This is a genomic window from Pseudomonas sp. TH34, assembly GCF_016650865.1.
Lineage (GTDB): Bacteria > Pseudomonadota > Gammaproteobacteria > Pseudomonadales > Pseudomonadaceae > Aquipseudomonas > Aquipseudomonas yamanorum.
The window spans coordinates 252,238-270,413 of the sequence record NZ_JAEKFB010000033.1 but is presented as its reverse complement, the minus strand read 5'-3'; the positions used below and the strand labels follow the sequence as shown (position 1 = coordinate 270,413).

Genomic DNA, 18,176 nt, shown 5'->3' with positions numbered 1-18,176 from the left:
GCCGCCTGTCAGTTGCTGACTGAGCCTATTACGGTTTGTAGGAAATGTAGTGGCTAAGACAAACAAAGGCGCCTTTTGACTCATTATGTAGTGCCGAAATCGGTGTATGTTTCGGAGGGTTACGGACACTTTGTCACAATGGCTCAGAAGGGGGTGCGCTGGAAGCCACGTATTTACTGGGCTCCAGCGGGGCGATATTTTTTTGCAAGGAGTTTTGTTGCGGGTCGCGCATTGCTCCGAGGGCAGTCGGGCGGCATAATGTAGCCCCTTTTTTCTGCCCCTACATGTGGAAGGTTCCCGTGACTCAGAAGCCCGACCAGTGTCTTGGTGAATGGATCGACCGTGAAGCACTCGCTGAAGCGATGATTCCGCTTATCGGTCAGCTCTACCGCAATAACAACGTGGTGAGCTCGATCTATGGCCGCAGCCTGATCAACCAATCAGTCATCGCGATTCTCAAGGCTCATCGCTTTGCTCGCCATCGTTCCGCCGACGACAGCGAACTCTCCGTCCACGAAACATTCCCCCTGCTTAAAGCCATGAGCGAGCTCAAGCTCGGCGCGGCCTCGGTAGACCTGGGCAAGCTGGCCTATAAATTCCGCAAGGAAGGCGCTGGCCGTACCGCCGAGCAGTTCGTGCGTGAAGAAATGGCCGACGTGGTTGGCCAGCAAAACGCTGCTGCCCGCAAAGGCACCGACGTTGTGCTTTACGGTTTCGGTCGTATCGGCCGTCTGCTGGCGCGCATCCTGATCGAAAAAACCGGTGGCGGCGACGGCCTGCGCCTGCGTGCCATCGTTGTTCGTAAAGGTGCAGAAAACGACCTGACCAAGCGTGCGAGCCTGCTGCGTCGTGACTCGGTACACGGTCCGTTCAACGGCACCATCGTCATCGACGAAGAAAACAACACCATCACCGCCAACGGTAACCTGATCCAGGTGATCTACGCGAAGAACCCGTCTGAGGTGGATTACACCCAGTACGGCATCAAGGACGCACTGCTGGTGGACAACACCGGTGTGTGGCGTGATGCCGAGGGCCTGGGCCAGCACCTGGCGTGCCCGGGTATCGACCGCGTTGTCCTGACGGCGCCTGGCAAGGGCAAGCTGAAGAACATCGTGCACGGCATCAACCACGGTGAAATCACCGCTGACGACAAGATCGTGTCCGCCGCTTCCTGCACCACCAACGCCATCGTGCCGGTGCTGAAAGCCGTGAACGACAAGTTCGGCATCGTTAACGGTCACGTTGAAACGGTTCACTCGTACACCAACGACCAGAACCTGATCGACAACTTCCACAAGGGCGATCGCCGTGGCCGTAGCGCCGCGCTGAACATGGTGATCACCGAGACCGGTGCTGCCACTGCTGCTGCCAAGGCCCTGCCTGAGCTGGCCGGCAAGCTGACCGGTAACGCGATCCGTGTTCCGACGCCGAACGTGTCGATGGCCATTCTCAACCTGAACCTTGAGAAAGCCGCCACCCGTGAAGAGATGAACGAGTACCTGCGCTACATGGCGCTGCACTCCGATCTGCATAAGCAAATCGACTTCGTCAACTCGCAGGAAGTGGTGTCCACCGACTTCGTTGGCTCGCGTCACGCCGGTGTGGTGGACGCTGAAGCGACCATTACCCAGGATAACCGCGTTGTTCTGTACGTTTGGTACGACAACGAGTTCGGTTACAGCTGCCAGGTGGTTCGTGTGATGGAAGACATGGCCGGGGTTAACCCGCCAGCATTCCCGCGCTAAGCATCAGCGGTAAATGAAAAAGCCCCGACGAGTCGGGGCTTTTTTATGTCTGTGGGTTTTGTATTGTTTGTACCGGCCTCATCGCAGGCAAGCCAGCTCCCACATGTTGATGTGTGAATACATTCAAATGTGGGAGCTGGCTTGCCTGCGATAGCGACCTATCAAGCGCCGCCGACTATCGAAGCCTGCGCGGTCCGCAGTTCATGCCGGTTGCCCTTGAACAGGATCAGTGTGGCGATCAGGCCCAGCACCGCTGCGCCGCTCAGCCAGATGCCCGGTGCCGCCTTGTTGTCCAGCACGTGGATCAGGTAGGTGCAGGCCGCTGGTGTGAAACCACCAAAGGTCGCCGTTGCCAGGCTATAGGCCAGGGAGAAGCCGGTGGTGCGCACTTCTACCGGCATGATCTCGGTCAGCGCTACAACCATCGCACCGTTGTACGAGCCATACAGGAACGACAGCCAGAGCAGCACGATCAACAGATGGCTGAAGCTCGGGTTGGCCACCAGCCAGGACAGCGCCGGATACGCGGTGAGGATCGCCAGAATCGTCGCCCCCAGCAGCAGGGGTTTACGCCCGATCTTGTCGGACACAGCCCCCATCACCGGCAGCCAGATGAAGTTGGAGATGCCGACGCACACGGTTACCAGCAACGCGTCGAAGTCCGACAGGTGCAATTCGGCCTTGCCGAAGGTCGGGGTGTAGGCGGTGATCAGGTAGAACGACACGGTGGTCATCACCACCAGCGCCATGCCAGCGATCACGATGCCGAAGTTCTGGCCGATCGAACGGACGATTTCCTGCAGGGTAGGGCGGTGTTTACGCGCCTGGAATTCCGGGGTTTCTTCCAGGGAGCGACGAATAACGAAGATCACCGGCACGATCAGGCAGCCGATCAGGAACGGCACGCGCCAGCCCCAGTCACCCATTTCTTCCGGGCTGAGCCAGTGGTTCAGGCCCACACCCAGCAGGCCGGCGAATACCACGGCGGCTTGCTGGCTGGCGGACTGCCAGCTGACGAAGAAGCCTTTGCGGCCTGGAGTGGCGATTTCCGCCAGGTACACCGACACGCCCCCCAGCTCGACACCGGCGGAGAAGCCTTGCAGCAGGCGACCGAACAGCACGATCAGTGGCGCCGCGACACCCAGGGTGGCGTACCCGGGAACGCAGGCAATCAGGACGGTACCGGCAGCCATCAGTGCCAGGGTGATCACCAGGCCCTTTTTACGGCCGTGACGGTCGATGTAGGCACCGAGGAAAATCGCGCCCAGCGGACGCATCAGGAACCCGGCGCCAAAGGTCGCCAGGGACAGCATCAGGGACGCGAACGCGCTGTCGGTGGGGAAAAATGTCTTGGCAATGGCCGTGGCGTAGAAGCCATAGACCATGAAGTCGAACATCTCGAGGAAGTTACCGCTGACAACGCGAAAGATCGCCTTGCCCTTGCCCGTTGTAGTGGACATGTCATGCACTCATTTTGGCTATCTTATTAGTAATCCCTGGTCGCAACCGTCCTTGCTGTTAAAGCTTTGGCACGAGGCTGGCGCTGAACAGTTTTGTAACGATATGTGTATAAGCCACCACAGGCAACAAAAAACCGATGGCAAGCTGGCAAATTGCCGCAGGCCCCCGGGTGATGAAAATCCAATGTGGGAGTGGGCTTGCTCGCGAAAACGGTGTGTCAGTCAGCTAATGAGTCACTGATACACCGCATTCGCGAGCAAGCCTGCTCCCATAGGGTTTTTGCGATCAGTTGAGGAGGGTATTACGCAGGCTGTCGGACAAGCCTTTTGGTGCCAGCCAGATTCCCAGGTAAGCCTTGGCCAATTCGTCATTGCGACTGCTGAACACCACCGTGCCGTTGATTTCCAGGTTCAGGCCGCGCTGAGGCTGGAAGTCCAGCGCATAGCGGTCGCCGCTGCGGATGTCGCGAAAGCTTTTGTGCAATTGCTCCAGTTCAGGTATCAGGCGGGCGAGGGCGGCGGGTGTTTGCTGGCGTTCAAGGGTGGCGGTGGCGGCCTTGATGACATCGTTGCGATCGATATCGCGAAAGTAATACAGCTCCAGGCGCAGATCTTTTTGCCGGTCCAGCGCCTGTTTGGCGCTCAAGTCAGCTTGGGCGAAAAGTGCGGCTGCATACACATCTGCCCACAGATAGGTCAGGACGGCCTGGTTTTTCAGCACCAGTTGATGAGATTGCGCCGGAAAATCGGCTTGTTTGAGGCGATCAGCCTCATTCGCCAGCACCGGGACCGACAACATCAGCAATAAACAAACAATCACATGTCGCATAATGGCCCGTCCTGAAAGGTGCTTGCCTAGAGGTTAATTCAATTACGAACACCCTGTAGTAAAGGCAAAACTGGCCTACGACGCGACCAAGGGTTAATGTGCGCGACGTTGAGCGTTCTATAGACTGTGCCCCGGCTCACACACTTGAGCCACATTGATCCTTCATGACCGCTGGCCGCGGCATGATTTAGCCAGGCGTCCAACCGTGCGCCCTGGCCTGTTCTGAGGAGTACGCATGGCTGTCTACAACTACGACGTAGTGGTACTGGGTTCCGGCCCAGCTGGAGAAGGTGCGGCGATGAACGCCGCCAAAGCAGGGCGCAAGGTGGCGATGGTCGATAGCCGTCGCCAGGTCGGCGGTAACTGCACCCACCTGGGAACCATCCCGTCCAAGGCCTTGCGTCACTCGGTGCGCCAGATCATGCAGTTCAACACCAACCCGATGTTCCGGGCCATTGGTGAGCCGCGCTGGTTCTCGTTCCCGGACGTGCTCAAGAGCGCTGAAAAAGTCATTTCCAAGCAGGTGGCCTCGCGTACCGGCTTCTATGCCCGTAACCGCGTCGACCTGTTCTTCGGCACCGGCAGCTTCGCCGACGAGCAAACCGTCGAAGTGGTCTGCGCCAACGGCGTGGTCGAGAAGCTGGTAGCCAAGCACATCATCATTGCCACCGGCTCGCGTCCGTATCGCCCGGCGGATATCGATTTCCACCACCCGCGTATCTACGATAGCGACACCATCCTCAGCCTGGGTCACACCCCGCGCAAACTGATCATCTATGGCGCCGGCGTGATCGGCTGTGAATACGCCTCGATCTTCAGTGGCCTGGGTGTATTGGTCGAGCTGGTGGATAACCGCGACCAGTTGCTGAGTTTCCTCGACTCGGAAATTTCCCAGGCGTTGAGTTACCACTTCAGCAACAACAACATCACCGTGCGCCACAACGAAGAGTACGAGCGGGTCGAAGGCCTGGACAACGGTGTGATTCTGCACCTCAAGTCCGGCAAGAAGATCAAGGCCGACGCCTTGCTGTGGTGCAACGGCCGTACAGGCAACACCGACAAGCTGGGCATGGAAAACATCGGGGTCAAGGTCAACAGCCGTGGCCAGATCGAGGTGGACGAGAACTACCGCACCTGCGTGCCGAACATCTACGGTGCCGGTGACGTGATCGGCTGGCCGAGCCTGGCCAGTGCCGCCCACGACCAGGGCCGCTCGGCCGCTGGCAGCATTGTCGACAACGGCAGCTGGCGCTACGTCAACGATGTGCCGACCGGGATCTACACGATTCCCGAGATCAGCTCGATCGGCAAGAACGAGCACGAACTGACCAAGGCCAAGGTGCCTTATGAAGTCGGCAAGGCCTTCTTCAAGAGCATGGCGCGTGCGCAGATCGCCGGTGAGCCCCAGGGCATGCTGAAGATTCTGTTCCACCGCGAGACGCTGGAAGTGCTCGGCGTGCATTGCTTCGGCTATCAGGCGTCGGAGATCGTGCACATCGGCCAGGCGATCATGAACCAGCCGGGTGAGCAAAATACCCTCAAGTATTTCGTCAACACCACGTTCAACTACCCGACCATGGCTGAAGCCTATCGGGTAGCGGCCTACGACGGCCTCAACCGGCTTTTTTGAGCGGCTCCGGCCGGTGGCCTGAGCCGGCCGGGGAGACCGATTTCAGTAATTCCCGAGGGTGGCAGTGGCCAAACCGGGAAAGTCTGTAATCAGGCTATCTACGCCGAAGTCGGCGAGCCTGCGCATCAGCGCGGGTTCGTTGACCGTCCACACGGACACGTGCAAACCCTGGCGCTGGGCTTTTTCCAGACGCTCAGGGGTGCACAGCGTCCAGTTCAACGCCAGAATCTCACAGCCATAGTTGGCCGCGACCTTCAACGGGTCGAGCCAGGCGTATTCGGCTACCAGTCCGCGGGACAGGTCCGGGGTGAGGTCCAGCGCTGCTTTCAACACTTCTCGCGAGCTTGAGGTCACGGTGACCTTGTCCATCAGCCCGAAACGCTGAGCCATTTCCCGGATCGCCAGCACGGTGGTTGCCGCGCGGGTGCGCGATGCGCTTTTGACTTCCAGTTGCCAGTGGTCGAAATCGCATTTTTCGAACAACTCTTCCAGGCGTGGGATCGGGCAGGGATTGACCCAGCCCGGGCCGCCTTTGCGCGCGTCCATCTTCACCAGGTCGGCGGCGGAATACTCGACGACCTTGCCGCGCCGGTCGGTGGTGCGCTTGAGCGTCGGGTCGTGAATGACCATCAGCTCGCCGTCCATGGACAGGTGCAAATCCAGTTCGCAGCGGCGTACGCCGTGCTTGAGGCATTCCTGGAAGCTGGTCAGGGTGTTTTCCGGTGCTTCGCCTTTGGCACCGCGGTGGCCATAAATCAGGGTCACAGTTGCTCCTTTACGCCAGGATTGCTGGCTGGATGGATGACGCGACGCGCCATTCAGTGTTCGTATTCAGGTGTCGGATTCGTCGCTTTTTTCCCGCGCCAGACGCCGTTCCTGGGCCTGTTTCTGCAGGATATAGCGCGCCAGCAACTGGCGTTGGGCATCGGTCATGGCTTCGAATTCGGTGCCGATTTCATAGCCGCCGGTCTTGGCGTCGCAATGGGTCACCTTGGCCCTCAGCAACAGGCCTAAGGCTTGTGGCATCAGCACCAGCTTGACCGCCAGGTGGCTGTCGGGCTGGATTGCCGTGGGGTTCAGGAGCTCGATGCCGCCTTCGGAGATGACCACGGGTTGCGGCGTACCGATCTCGCCCAGTAGGCTTTGCGCCATGATCTGGCTGAGCAAATCCATGCGTTTGTTCTGCACTTTGAGGAAGGCGGCCAGGGTTCGGTCCCGCTCGCCGATCTGGCGCAGCAGGTGCTGGGATTCGAATTCACTCAGGTGTAACTCGCTGAGCAGATTGAACAGCGGCGAATCATCCAGCAACACTTCCTTGCTCAGCGCTTCCGGGCCCGACAGCGGGGTAATTTCCAGTGCGATCATGTCCTCGATACGGTAGTATTCGCGGCGATCTTCTTCATCTAATGTCGACATGGCGAACCCAAGGCAGCGGTGATGGTCTGAGTGTAAAGCTGCTTACCTGACCCCGCCACAAGGACGTCTTCTTTTCCTCCGAACAAGCCCCGACATGTTCAGACCTCTCTTCGTATTTATTGGCACGCGTTATACCCGTGCAAAACGTCGCAATCATTTTGTGTCGTTCATTTCCTTGACCTCGATGATCGGGCTCGCCCTTGGCGTTGTCGTGATGATTGTGGTGCTGTCGGTGATGAACGGCTTCGATCATGAGATGCGCACCCGCGTGCTGGGCATGGTGCCCCACGCGACCATCGAGTCGGGTGAGCCCATCAGCGACTGGCAAAGCCTGGCCGCCAAGGTCAAGCAGAACCCCAAAGTGCTGGCGGTTGCGCCCTTCACCCAGATGCAGGGTCTGTTGACCAACGACGGCAAGGTGCAGAAAGTCCTGCTCAATGCCATCGACCCGGCGCAGGAACGCAACGTCTCGATCATCGATAACTTCATGCAACAGGGCAAACTGGACGATTTGTCGCCCGGCAGCTTTGGCATCGCTATCGGCGACAAGGCCGCGGCCAAGCTCGGCGTGGGCATCGGCGACAAGCTGACCTTCGTTGCGCCGGAAGTCACCGTGACCCCGGCCGGCATGTTCCCGCGCATGAAGCGCTTCACTGTGGTCGGCATCTTCCATGTTGGCGCCGGTGAGATCGACGGCTACCTGGGCCTCACCAACCTGACCGACCTGGCCCGCCTGCATCGCTGGAAGCCGGATCAAGTGCAGGGCCTGCGCCTCAAGTTCAACGACCTGTTCGACGCGCCGCGCACCTCGTGGGAAATCGCCCAGCACCTGGGTGAAAACCAGTACTACGCCCGCGACTGGACACGCACCCACGGCAACCTGTACCAGGCCATCCGCATGGAAAAAGCCATGATCGGCCTGCTGTTGCTGCTGATCGTCGCCGTCGCCGCCTTCAACATCATTTCCACGTTGGTGATGGTGGTAAATGACAAGAAGGGCGATATCGCCATCCTGCGCACCCTTGGCGCCACGCCGGGGCAGATCATGGCGATCTTCATGGTCCAGGGCACGGTGATCGGCGTGGTCGGCACCTTGATCGGCACCGCGGTGGGGATTCTCGCCGCGCTGAACGTGAGTGCCGCCATCGCCGGGCTGGAAGTGTTGATCGGCCACAAATTCTTGAACTCCGACGTCTACTTCATCGACTACTTGCCGTCCCAGGTGCAGAGCCAGGACGTGTTGATGGTCGGCGCCGCCGCGTTGGTCCTGAGTTTCCTTGCCACCCTGTATCCAGCCTGGCGCGCGGCACGTACCCAGCCGGCGCAGGCTTTACGTTATGAGTGAATCGGGCATGAGTGAAAAAGCAATCCTGAGCTGCCGCAACCTGGGCAAATCCTACGAGGAAGGCCCGGAATCCGTGGTGGTGCTGTCCAACCTGCAACTGGAACTGCACCCGGGCGAGCGCGTGGCGATCGTCGGCAGTTCCGGTTCCGGTAAAAGTACCTTGCTGAACCTGTTGGGCGGCCTTGATACGCCATCCCAGGGCAGCGTCTGGCTGGCCGGCGAAGAACTGTCGGCCCTGGGCGAGAAGGCCCGTGGCCAGTTGCGTAACCGTTCGCTGGGCTTCGTGTACCAGTTCCACCACTTGCTGCCTGAGTTCACCGCCCTGGAAAACGTCTGCATGCCGCTGTTGATCGGCAAGACCGCGATTCCCGAGGCGCGTCAGCGTGCCAAGGCGCTGCTGGAGCGGGTCGGCCTGGGCCATCGCCTGGAGCACAAACCGGCCGAATTGTCCGGCGGCGAGCGCCAGCGTGTGGCAATTGCCCGTGCCCTGGTCAACAACCCGGGCCTGGTGATGCTCGACGAGCCCACCGGCAACCTCGACTCCCACACCGCCCAGGGCATCAAGGACTTGATGCTGGAACTGAGCACCCAGATGCGCACCGCGTTCCTGGTGGTGACCCATGACATGAGCATGGCCCGCCAGATGGACCGTGTGCTGCACCTGCAGGAAGGTCATCTGGTCGCCATCTGACCTGTTTCAAGCCCGGCGCCCGGCGCCGGGTTTTCTATTTTTTCAACGGTGCCCGCGAATGTTCAGACCGTTATCGATTTTCATCGGCACGCGCTATACCCGCGCCAAGCGCCGCAACCGTTTTGTTTCGTTTATCTCGATGACCTCGATGATTGGCCTCGCCCTGGGCGTGCTGGCGATGATTGTGGTGTTGTCGGTAATGAACGGTTTCCAGCGAGAAATGAGCTCACGCATTCTTGGCATGGTGCCCCACGCGACCATCGTTGGCGTGAAGCCCATCAGCGACTGGCAGCCGGTGGCGGCTGCGGCGATGAAGAATCCGGAAGTCACCGCTGCCGTACCGTTCACACAGATGGACGGCATGCTCTCCTACAAGGGCGCGATGCAGCCGATCGAGATCAGTGGTGTTGATCCGGCCCAGGAAGGCAAGGTGTCGATCGTGGCCCAGCACATTGTCCAGGGCCACCTTGAAGACCTGAAACCGGGCGAGTTCGGTGTGGTGATCGGTGAGATTACGGCCCGGCGTTTCCGCCTGAACGTTGGCGACAAGCTGACCCTGATCGTGCCGGAAATCAGCAGCGCACCGGGTGGCATCACCCCGCGCATGCAGCGCTTGAACGTGGTCGGTGTGTTCAAGGTAGGCGCTGAGCTGGATGGCTCCATGGCCTTGATCCACATGGCCGACGCCGCCGAGATTCAGCATTGGGAACCGAACCAGGTACAAAGCGTGCGCCTGGCGGTGAAAGACTTGTATGCCGCACCCAAGGTCTCGGCGGATATCGCCGCCAGCCTCGGCGCCGACTACAAGGCTGACGACTGGACTCACACCCAGGGCAGCCTGTTCAGCGCAATGAAGATGGAAAAGACCATGATCGGCCTGCTGTTGCTGATGATCGTCGCGGTGGCCGCGTTCAACATCATCGCGACCTTGATCATGGTGGTGAACGACAAGGGCGCCGACATTGCGATCCTGCGCACTATCGGCGCCACGCCACGGCAGATCATGGCGATCTTTATGGTGCAGGGTACGGTGATCGGGATCGTCGGTACCTTGATCGGCGGCATCCTGGGCGTGATTGCGGCGCTGAACGTCAGTGAACTGGTGGGTTGGCTGGAGCGGGTGACCGGGCAGCATATCTTCAGTTCGGACGTGTATTTCGTCAGCAACCTGCCTTCGGAACTGCAGGGCGGGGATGTGTTGCTGATTTGCTCGGCGGGGTTTGTGTTGAGCTTTTTGGCGACGATCTATCCGGCGTATCGGGCGGCGAAGATTGAGCCGGCGCATGCCCTCAGGTATTCGTAATTCTTAAGACCGCCTTCGCGAGCAAGCCCGCTCCCACATTTAGATCGCGTTCCTCCTGAATGCACTCGGTCAAAATGTGGGAGCGGGCTTGCTCGCGAAAGGGCCGGTACAGCTTGCATCAATACCCCCGCGGCAACTCCATCACAAACCGCGTCCACCCCGCCCCCGACTCACAGAAAATCCGCCCTCCATGGGCCCGCACAATCGACTGGGTAATCGCCAACCCCAGCCCCGCATGCTCGCTGCTCCCTTCATGACGCGCCGGATCTGCCCGGTAAAACCGGTCAAACAACCTTGGCAACAACGCCTCCGGAATACCTTCCCCGGTGTTTTCCACACTCAACGTCACGCCTTGTATACCTTCGATAATCCTCACGCTGACGTCACCACCGGGTGGCGTGAACCGCAGCGCGTTATCCAGCAGATTGGAAATCGCCCGGCGCAACATGCTGCGGTCACCTGAAGTGTTGGCGCCACCTTCCCGAACCAACCGCACCTGGACGTCCTCCGCCAGCGGCGCGAAAAATTCCAGCAATGCATCCACTTCGTTCGCCAGCAACAGGGTTTCGCGCTTGGGCGCCAGCAGTCCGTGGTCGGCCTTGGCCAGGTACAACATGTCGTTGACCAACTGTGCCATCCATTGCAGTTCTTCCAGGTTGCTGTGCAGGGCTTCGCGGTAGTCCTCCAGCGCCCGTGGTTGCGTGAGGATGACTTGGGTCTGTGTCAGCAAATTCGACAGTGGCGTGCGCAGTTCATGGGCGATGTCGGCAGAAAATGCCGAGAGCCGCTGGAAGGCATCGTCCAGGCGACCAAGCATCGCGTTGAAGGACTGGGCCAGTTCCGCCAGTTCGACGGGCATTTGTTCCTGGGGCAGGCGCTGGGTCAGGGAGTGGGCAGACACGCCACTGGCGACTTCGCTCATGCGCCGCAGTGGCCGCAACCCGCTACGGGCGGCCCAGGCGCCGAGCAGGGCAGTGGCTAGGGCGGAAAGGCCGACGGTCAACCAGATCAGATGCTGCATGCGTTGCAGGAAATGTTGGTGGTGGGTGATGTCGAGCATCAGCGTCAGTCGTGGCGAGTCAGCGTTACCAGGAATCAGTGGCGCGTTGTACACGCGGTAATCGGTGCCGGCGTTCTGCACGCTGTGCAGGCCAGGTCCCTGGGGCAAGGCGACGCCGGGGGCGCCGTCGAACCAACGCTGATCGCCGGCGGTGATGCGCAGGGCCAGGTCGGGCTGGCGATTGAGTTCCTCTCGCAGCGTTGTTTCTCGTAAGGCAAATCGTTCGGGCGTGTCGGCACCTTGCAATGTGCTGCGCAGCGCTATCAGCTTGCCGTCGAGCAGTTGCTGGTCCAACTCGATAAAGTGCGCCTCGCTGGCATGATTGAACAGCACGCCAGCCAGCAATGAAACCACGGCGGTACAGCCAGCAAACAGCAGCGCCAGGCGGCTGGTCAGGGAAATCCGTTTCATCAAGCGAACCGCTCCTCAAGCACGTAGCCCATGCCGCGTACGGTATGGATCAACTTGTTGGGGAAGTTATCGTCGACCTTCAGGCGCAGGCGGCGGATCGCGACTTCGATGATGTTGGTGTCGCTGTCGAAGTTCATGTCCCACACCTGAGAGGCAATCAGCGACTTGGGCAGTACTTCGCCCTGACGGCGCAGCAGCAGTTCCAGCAGGGAAAACTCTTTGGCCGTGAGGTCGATGCGCTGGCCGTCGCGCTCTACCCGGCGGCGGATCAGGTCCATGCGCAGGTCGGCCAGTTGCAGGCTGGTTTCCTGGGGCGGGCTGCTGCCACGGCGCAACAGGCTGCGCACCCGGGCCAGCAGTTCGGAGAAGGCGAAGGGCTTGACCAGGTAATCGTCGGCGCCCAGTTCCAGGCCATGCACCCGGTCTTCCACGGCGTCCCGCGCGGTGAGGAACAGCACCGGCATGTCGAGCCCGGCATTGCGTACGGCCTGGAGGATCTGCCAGCCATCGCGACCCGGCAGCATCACATCGAGGATCAACAGGTCGTAGTCACCGGTCAGCGCCAGGTGCTGGCCGGTGGTGCCGTCGGCCACCAGTTCGGTGCTGAACCCGGCCTCGGCCAGGCCCTGGCGCAGGTAGTGGCCGGTTTTCGGTTGGTCTTCGACGATCAGCAGTTTCATGGGCGGCTCATGGTTTTACGTAAACACAGACTTTATACAGCGCAGGTCCTACGGCAGGCTCAAGCTGACAAAGTTGTAATCTGGCCGTCAGCTGGCTGGCAGCGGCGCGTTCGTAAAGTGTCCCACAGACTGATTCCGAACCTTTGGAGTGTGACCATGTTTTTGCGTAAATCCTGGCTGTTGACGGGCTGCCTTATGGCGCTGAGTTTTCCGGTACTGGCATCTCCGGCTGAAACCTTCGCTTTCGGTGAGGCTGCACCCGCTGCCAAGGCCACGCGCACCGTGGAAGTGGTACTGCAGGACATTTCCTTTTCGCCCAAGGCCATCGATGTAAAAGCCGGTGAGACTGTGCGCTTCGTATTGATCAATAAAGGCCAGTTGCTCCACGAGTTCAATCTTGGTGACGCTGCGATGCACGCCGCGCATCAGCAAGAAATGCTCAAGATGCAGGCCAGCGGCATGCTCACGGCTACCGGCATGGGCAAAATGGACCACGGTGCGATGGGCCACGGCGACATGGGCGGCATGAAGCACGACGACCCCAACAGTGTGCTGGTAGAGCCGGGCAAGACTGCCGAACTGACCTGGACCTTCAGCAAGGCGACCGGCCTGGAGTTTGCCTGCAACATTCCCGGCCACTACCAGGCGGGCATGGTGGGCAAGCTGACGGTCAGCCAGTAAGCAACTGGGATGCAAAGGCGGGTAGAATAGCCGCGTTTATTTAGCCAGGTTTCCGCCATGCATCCCGCAGCCGAACATTCGCCGCTGGGCAAGTCCAGTGAATACATCTCCACCTACACCCCGTCGTTGCTGTTCCCCATTCCCCGCGCCGCCAAGTGGGCCGAGTTGGGCCTGAGTGCCGAGACCCTGCCGTATAAAGGCGTGGACTTCTGGAACTGCTTCGAACTGTCCTGGCTGCTGCCCTCCGGCAAGCCCGTGGTGGCCATCGGTGAATTCAGCATCCCGGCCGACTCGCCGAACATCATCGAGTCGAAGTCGTTCAAGCTGTACCTCAATTCGCTGAACCAGACCGCGTTTGTCGATGTGCAAAGCCTTGAGGCCACCTTGCGTACCGATCTGAGTGCTGCTGCCGGCAAGCCGGTTGGCGTGCGTATCCGCAGCCTGGGCGAGGTTGAAGCCGAAGGCGTGGTCGCGTTGCCGGGTGTGTGCATTGATGACCTGGACATTACCGTCAGCAACTATGAGCACCCGCGTCCGGAGCTGCTGCGTTGCGACGATTCGCGCGTGGTGGAGGAGAGCGTCCACAGCCATCTGCTCAAGTCCAACTGCCCGGTGACCAGCCAGCCTGACTGGGGCAGTGTGGCGGTGGAGTACCGCGGTGCGGCGCTGGATCATGCCAGCTTGCTGGAATACCTGGTGAGCTTCCGCCAGCACTCGGACTTCCATGAACAGTGCGTGGAGCGGATCTTTCTCGATCTGCAACGCTTGCTCAAGCCGGAAAAGCTGACGGTGTATGCGCGGTATGTGCGTCGCGGCGGGCTGGATATCAACCCGTATCGCAGTACTGAAGAGCAGCAGTTCCAGAACCTGCGTCTGGCTCGTCAGTAGCCTTCACACAAAACAAATGTGGGAGCGGGCTTGCTCGCGAAAGCGGTGTATCAGCCAGCTTATGTATCAGCTGACGGACCGCATTCGCGAGCAAGCCCGCTCCCACATTTGATAGGTGTCCGGCTATTAAATCCCGATGTTACCCAGGGTCACCACAATATTGCGCAAGGTCCCGGCAATGCCCGGGTGGTCCAGTTCGAAGCGTTCTACCGCCAGGTTCACACCGTCGGCGATACTTGGGTCCTGAATAGCACCTTCCAGCGGCTCCTGAACTTCCAGTTCAGCGATCAATGTTTGCAGCTCTTCGCGCTTTTCGAGGGGCATTTCTGGATTCTGATCCAATTGCTCGCGCAAAATTTTGACCTGTTCTTGCAGTTGTTCGCGGGCAGGCATGGCGTTCTTCCTTTTATCGATAGGCACTGGCATAGACCGCGGCACGCCGGGAAAGGTCTATGGGCTGACCTGTAGATTAATCCACTGGCGCCGACTGTGCATGATCTCGATCAGGGCTTCTCGCCCTTGAGCTGGCGCAGACTGATGTCGGCCAGGCAGGTGTGCAGTTCGCCAAGGTGGTCAATCACCGAATGCACGCCCAGGCCATAGAGCGCGACGGTGGCTTTAGCACGTTTATGCTCGCGCTCCTTCTCGGTAAGTGCTTGCCATTGCTCCGGGGACAGCCCGCACAGTGAGCCGCAAGACGCCAGGCCGATGGTCCACAACCCGGCGTTGAGCCCCGATTGCAGCAGGCGGGGTTCGCCGCTGACCAGGACGCAGCCTTCCAAGCGTTCGATATTCAGTTCCATCAAGGCCTGCCAGCAGGCGTGGGGTGCCGGCCAGCGGTTGGAGGAGGGCTTGGTGGCCTTGATCCAGCGGGGTAGCCCGGCGGCCAGGGGCTTGGAAACGGACGCCGGCAGCTCATCCAGCCATGCACAAGGCACGCCCTGCTCTTCGAGGCTGCGCAGGATTTTCAGGGCGCCGACAGTGGCATGGGTATCGCTTGAAGGCGCGGAATCGGCGCGGGCCTTGGAACCAAAGTCCACCAGGCAGCCACTAAGCCCGAACAGTACGGCCGTCAGGGACGGGGCGCTGGCAGTAACAATTTCGGCGTGTGGCATTTCGACGTCCCTGAAATAGCAGTGACGCTATCGAACGCGGATGACAAGCAAGTTACATCTGCGGCATTTGTAGGAATTTTGTGCATTTGCTGAATGACATTTCTGCAAGGCTGCCTAATCTGGCACTTCCGGCATATACTGACGGCCTCATTCAGGGCATAGCGCCCATGACAGACCATTCAAGGAGTTCAAGCTATGCGCTGGAGCCAATGTCTAGCTCAGCTATCGGTATGTGCGAGTATTTTGCTGGTGCCTTTCGTGGCCCAGGCGGCCTCGGAAGACGATCCATGGGAAAGCGTCAACCGTCCTATCTTCACCTTCAACGATACCGTTGACACCTACGCCCTCAAGCCATTGGCCCAAGGCTATCAGTTCGTGACCCCGCAGTTCGTGCAGGACGGGATCCACAACTTCTTCCGCAACATCGGTGACGTCGGCAACTTCGCCAACGACGTGTTGCAGCTCAAGCCTCATGCCGCCGGCGTCGACACTGCCCGCTTGCTGATGAACACCACGTTTGGCGTGCTGGGCTTCGTTGATGTGGGCACCAAAATGGGGCTGCAACGCAACGACGAAGACTTCGGCCAGACTCTCGGCCACTGGGGCGTCGGCAGCGGCCCTTACGTGATGCTGCCACTGCTGGGCCCAAGCACCCTGCGTGACGCACCGTCCAAGTATGTGGACAGCTACACCCAGCCGTACCGCTACATGAACGATATCGGCTGGCGCAACAGCACGTTCGGCCTGAATATCGTCGACACACGTGCCAGCTTGCTGTCCTCCGAGAAGCTGATCAGCGGCGACAAATACACCTTCATCCGTAACGCTTACCTGCAGAACCGCGAGTTCAAGGTCAAGGATGGCAAGGTTGTAGACGATTTTTAAGCGTCAGGCTTGAATCAAGAAGGCGGCTCTCGGGTCGCCTTTTTCGTGGGCGGAATTTGAGGTTTCCCCGCAGGTTACGTCCTTACTTTAAGTTGCAGTTTTATGCGTTCTTATAACCGCCGGTGATTTGCGATGTAAAGACGCCCGGCGACCATCGCCATGAGCTTGAAACCCCTGGCGGATGGGAGTACCGTCTGCGCCTTAGAAGGGCACCTCTGCTTTACCTTTGTGCATGGGCAAAATCCCGGCGCTTTGTAGGACAGAGAGGCTAGAAAGCGAATCCAGTAGTACGCCCGGCCATTGTCGAGCTGCCTACGCCAACCTAATTCTGGCGCCGTTTGCCCACATGCAGAAAACCAGTGCCACGCTGCTGATAATCGATGACGACGAAGTAGTACGCGCGAGTCTCGCGGCCTATTTGGAAGACAGTGGCTTCAGCGTCCTGCAGGCCAGCAACGGCCTCCAGGGTCTCCAGGTATTCGAGCGCGACAAGCCCGACCTTGTGATCTGCGACCTGCGCATGCCCCAGGTGGGCGGCCTCGAGCTGATCCGCCAGGTGACTGACCTTTCCCCGCAGACGCCGGTGATTGTCGTGTCCGGTGCCGGTGTGATGAATGATGCGGTCGAGGCCTTGCGCCTGGGCGCCGCCGACTACCTGATCAAGCCCCTGGAAGATTTGGCCGTACTGGAGCACTCGGTGCGCCGTGCCCTGGATCGTGCACGGTTGCTGCTGGAAAACCAGCGTTACCGTGAAAAGCTCGAAACCGCCAACCGCGAACTCGAAGCCAGCCTGAACCTGCTCCAGGAAGACCAGAACGCCGGTCGCCAGGTACAGATGAACATGCTGCCGGTGAGCCCGTGGAGCATCGACGAGTTCAAGTTTGCCCACCAGATCATCCCGTCGCTGTACCTGTCGGGTGATTTCGTCGACTACTTCCGCGTTGATGAGCGGCGTGTCGCGTTCTACCTGGCCGACGTTTCCGGCCACGGCGCCTCCTCGGCATTCGTAACCGTGTTGTTGAAGTTCATGACCACACGGCTGTTGTTCGAATCCAAGCGCAATGGCACCTTGCCGGAGTTCACCCCTTCGCAAGTGCTGGGCCACATCAACCGGGGCCTGATCAGCTGCAAGCTGGGCAAGCACGTGACGATGGTCGGCGGCGTGATTGATGAAGAAACAGGTCTGTTGACCTACAGCATTGGCGGTCACCTGCCATTGCCGGTTTTATACACTCCAGACAGTGTGCGCTACCTGGAAGGGCGTGGTTTGCCAGTGGGCTTGTTCAATGAAGCCACCTACGAAGACCACATCCTGGAGCTGCCGCCGACCTTCAGCCTGACGCTGATGTCCGACGGTATCCTGGACCTTTTGCCAGAGCCTACACTCAAAGAGAAAGAAGCCGCCTTACCCCAACGGGTCAGGTCGGCGGGCGGCAGCCTGGATGGCCTGCGGCAGGTTTTTGGATTGGCCACGCTAGGGGAGATGCCGGATGATATCGCCCTATTGGTGTTGAGCAGGAATCTTTGATGAGTACCGGAAGAATCCAATTCGCCGAGCAAGACGGGACGTTTGTCCTGAAGTTTGTCGGTGAAGTGCGCCTGACCTTGTGTTCGGCGCTGGATGCGACGATTGAGCGGATCTTCACAGCCTTGAATTTCTCGGCGATCGTGATTGATCTGACCGAAACCCGCAGCATCGATAGCACCACCCTTGGGCTGTTGGCCAAGTTGTCCATTCTGTCTCGGCAGAAGGTCGGACTGCTGCCGACCGTCGTCACCACCCACGAAGACATCACCCGTCTGTTGCAGTCCATGGGCTTCGATCAAGTGTTCAACATCGTTGACCGCCCGATCCCGTGCCCGGAATGCCTGACCGACCTGCCATCCCAGGACCAGTCCGAGGAAGTGGTACGGGTCAAGGTGCTGGAAGCCCACAAGATCCTGATGGGCTTGAACGACTCCAACCGCGAGGCGTTCCACGACCTGGTGAATGCGCTGGAGCGGCACTAATTTCCAGATGAAACACTGTCAAAG

The 18,176-nt window shown here is 59.6% G+C and carries 18 protein-coding genes; 10 read left to right on the top strand and 8 right to left on the bottom strand.

Features of this window, described 5'->3' with window-relative positions; translation table 11 throughout:
* Positions 1 to 284: 284 nt before the first annotated feature.
* Entirely contained in the window at positions 285 to 1,748 is a 1,464-nt protein-coding gene (locus JFU58_RS26840; RefSeq protein ID WP_023659083.1) for a glyceraldehyde-3-phosphate dehydrogenase, read from the top strand.
* Between the two features lie 161 nt (positions 1,749 to 1,909).
* On the opposite strand, the gene tcuC is transcribed toward JFU58_RS26840, so the two are convergent.
* Positions 1,910 to 3,208 (bottom strand): MFS transporter, encoded by a 1,299-nt coding sequence (tcuC, locus tag JFU58_RS26835; protein WP_063032252.1) that lies wholly within the window; start codon positions 3,206 to 3,208, stop codon positions 1,910 to 1,912.
* Positions 3,209 to 3,494: 286 nt separating this feature from the next.
* Positions 3,495 to 4,037, bottom strand: a complete 543-nt coding sequence (locus JFU58_RS26830; protein WP_201142787.1) for a chalcone isomerase family protein — start codon at positions 4,035 to 4,037, stop codon at positions 3,495 to 3,497.
* Between the two features lie 235 nt (positions 4,038 to 4,272).
* On the opposite strand from JFU58_RS26830, the gene sthA reads away from it, so the two are divergent.
* Positions 4,273 to 5,667 carry a Si-specific NAD(P)(+) transhydrogenase gene (gene sthA / locus JFU58_RS26825; RefSeq protein ID WP_063032248.1) on the top strand — a complete coding sequence of 465 codons (1,395 nt, stop codon included), beginning with the start codon at positions 4,273 to 4,275 and terminating at the stop codon, positions 5,665 to 5,667.
* 42 nt (positions 5,668 to 5,709) lie between these two features.
* On the opposite strand, the gene JFU58_RS26820 is transcribed toward sthA, so the two are convergent.
* On the bottom strand, positions 5,710 to 6,432 hold the full coding sequence (locus tag JFU58_RS26820) for a glycerophosphodiester phosphodiesterase (protein WP_017477211.1): 723 nt from the start codon (positions 6,430 to 6,432) through the stop codon (positions 5,710 to 5,712).
* A gap of 66 nt (positions 6,433 to 6,498) precedes the next feature.
* Positions 6,499 to 7,083 (bottom strand): PilZ domain-containing protein, encoded by a 585-nt coding sequence (locus JFU58_RS26815; RefSeq protein ID WP_201142786.1) that lies wholly within the window; start codon positions 7,081 to 7,083, stop codon positions 6,499 to 6,501.
* Positions 7,084 to 7,177: 94 nt separating this feature from the next.
* On the opposite strand from JFU58_RS26815, the gene JFU58_RS26810 reads away from it, so the two are divergent.
* From JFU58_RS26810 to JFU58_RS26800, 3 genes are read left to right on the top strand one after another with little or no spacing between them, the layout of a single operon-like run.
* The gene (locus JFU58_RS26810; RefSeq protein WP_063032243.1) at positions 7,178 to 8,428 is read left to right on the top strand and encodes a lipoprotein-releasing ABC transporter permease subunit; all 1,251 of its coding nucleotides are present in this window, start codon (positions 7,178 to 7,180) and stop codon (positions 8,426 to 8,428) included.
* Between the two features lie 7 nt (positions 8,429 to 8,435).
* Positions 8,436 to 9,119 carry a lipoprotein-releasing ABC transporter ATP-binding protein LolD gene (gene lolD, locus JFU58_RS26805; protein WP_017477213.1) on the top strand — a complete coding sequence of 228 codons (684 nt, stop codon included), beginning with the start codon at positions 8,436 to 8,438 and terminating at the stop codon, positions 9,117 to 9,119.
* Positions 9,120 to 9,177: 58 nt separating this feature from the next.
* Positions 9,178 to 10,422 (top strand): lipoprotein-releasing ABC transporter permease subunit, encoded by a 1,245-nt coding sequence (locus JFU58_RS26800; RefSeq protein ID WP_201142785.1) that lies wholly within the window; start codon positions 9,178 to 9,180, stop codon positions 10,420 to 10,422.
* A gap of 118 nt (positions 10,423 to 10,540) precedes the next feature.
* Here JFU58_RS26800 and JFU58_RS26795 read toward each other — a convergent pair whose 3' ends face one another.
* Entirely contained in the window at positions 10,541 to 11,893 is a 1,353-nt protein-coding gene (locus JFU58_RS26795) for a heavy metal sensor histidine kinase (protein WP_274610138.1), read from the bottom strand.
* Complete coding sequence (locus JFU58_RS26790; RefSeq protein WP_201142783.1) at positions 11,893 to 12,573, bottom strand: heavy metal response regulator transcription factor; 681 nt, start codon at positions 12,571 to 12,573, stop codon at positions 11,893 to 11,895. Before JFU58_RS26790 ends, JFU58_RS26795 begins: the two co-directional genes overlap by 1 nt.
* A 156-nt stretch (positions 12,574 to 12,729) precedes the next feature.
* Here JFU58_RS26790 and copI point away from each other — a divergent pair, with 156 nt between their 5' ends.
* Together copI and queF are read left to right on the top strand one after the other, a co-directional pair.
* Positions 12,730 to 13,254, top strand: a complete 525-nt coding sequence (copI, locus tag JFU58_RS26785) for a copper-resistant cuproprotein CopI (RefSeq protein WP_201142782.1) — start codon at positions 12,730 to 12,732, stop codon at positions 13,252 to 13,254.
* Positions 13,255 to 13,311: 57 nt separating this feature from the next.
* A complete protein-coding gene (gene queF, locus JFU58_RS26780; RefSeq protein WP_093200316.1) occupies positions 13,312 to 14,142 on the top strand; it encodes an NADPH-dependent 7-cyano-7-deazaguanine reductase QueF in 831 nt (276 codons plus the stop codon).
* A 126-nt stretch (positions 14,143 to 14,268) separates the two neighbouring features.
* On the opposite strand, the gene JFU58_RS26775 is transcribed toward queF, so the two are convergent.
* Together JFU58_RS26775 and JFU58_RS26770 are read right to left on the bottom strand one after the other, a co-directional pair.
* Positions 14,269 to 14,535 (bottom strand): DUF4404 family protein, encoded by a 267-nt coding sequence (locus JFU58_RS26775; RefSeq protein WP_003218929.1) that lies wholly within the window; start codon positions 14,533 to 14,535, stop codon positions 14,269 to 14,271.
* A gap of 110 nt (positions 14,536 to 14,645) precedes the next feature.
* Entirely contained in the window at positions 14,646 to 15,257 is a 612-nt protein-coding gene (locus JFU58_RS26770) for an HAD family phosphatase (protein ID WP_201142781.1), read from the bottom strand.
* 195 nt (positions 15,258 to 15,452) lie between these two features.
* Here JFU58_RS26770 and JFU58_RS26765 point away from each other — a divergent pair, with 195 nt between their 5' ends.
* The 3 genes from JFU58_RS26765 (at position 15,453) to rssC (ending at position 18,152) form a co-directional block, all read left to right on the top strand.
* On the top strand, positions 15,453 to 16,142 hold the full coding sequence (locus JFU58_RS26765; RefSeq protein WP_026077922.1) for an MlaA family lipoprotein: 690 nt from the start codon (positions 15,453 to 15,455) through the stop codon (positions 16,140 to 16,142).
* A gap of 346 nt (positions 16,143 to 16,488) precedes the next feature.
* A complete protein-coding gene (gene rssB / locus JFU58_RS26760; protein WP_017477221.1) occupies positions 16,489 to 17,670 on the top strand; it encodes a two-component system response regulator RssB in 1,182 nt (393 codons plus the stop codon).
* Positions 17,670 to 18,152 (top strand): anti-sigma factor antagonist RssC, encoded by a 483-nt coding sequence (gene rssC / locus JFU58_RS26755; RefSeq protein WP_003218919.1) that lies wholly within the window; start codon positions 17,670 to 17,672, stop codon positions 18,150 to 18,152. Before rssB ends, rssC begins: the two co-directional genes overlap by 1 nt.
* The last annotated feature ends 24 nt before the right edge of the window (positions 18,153 to 18,176 follow it).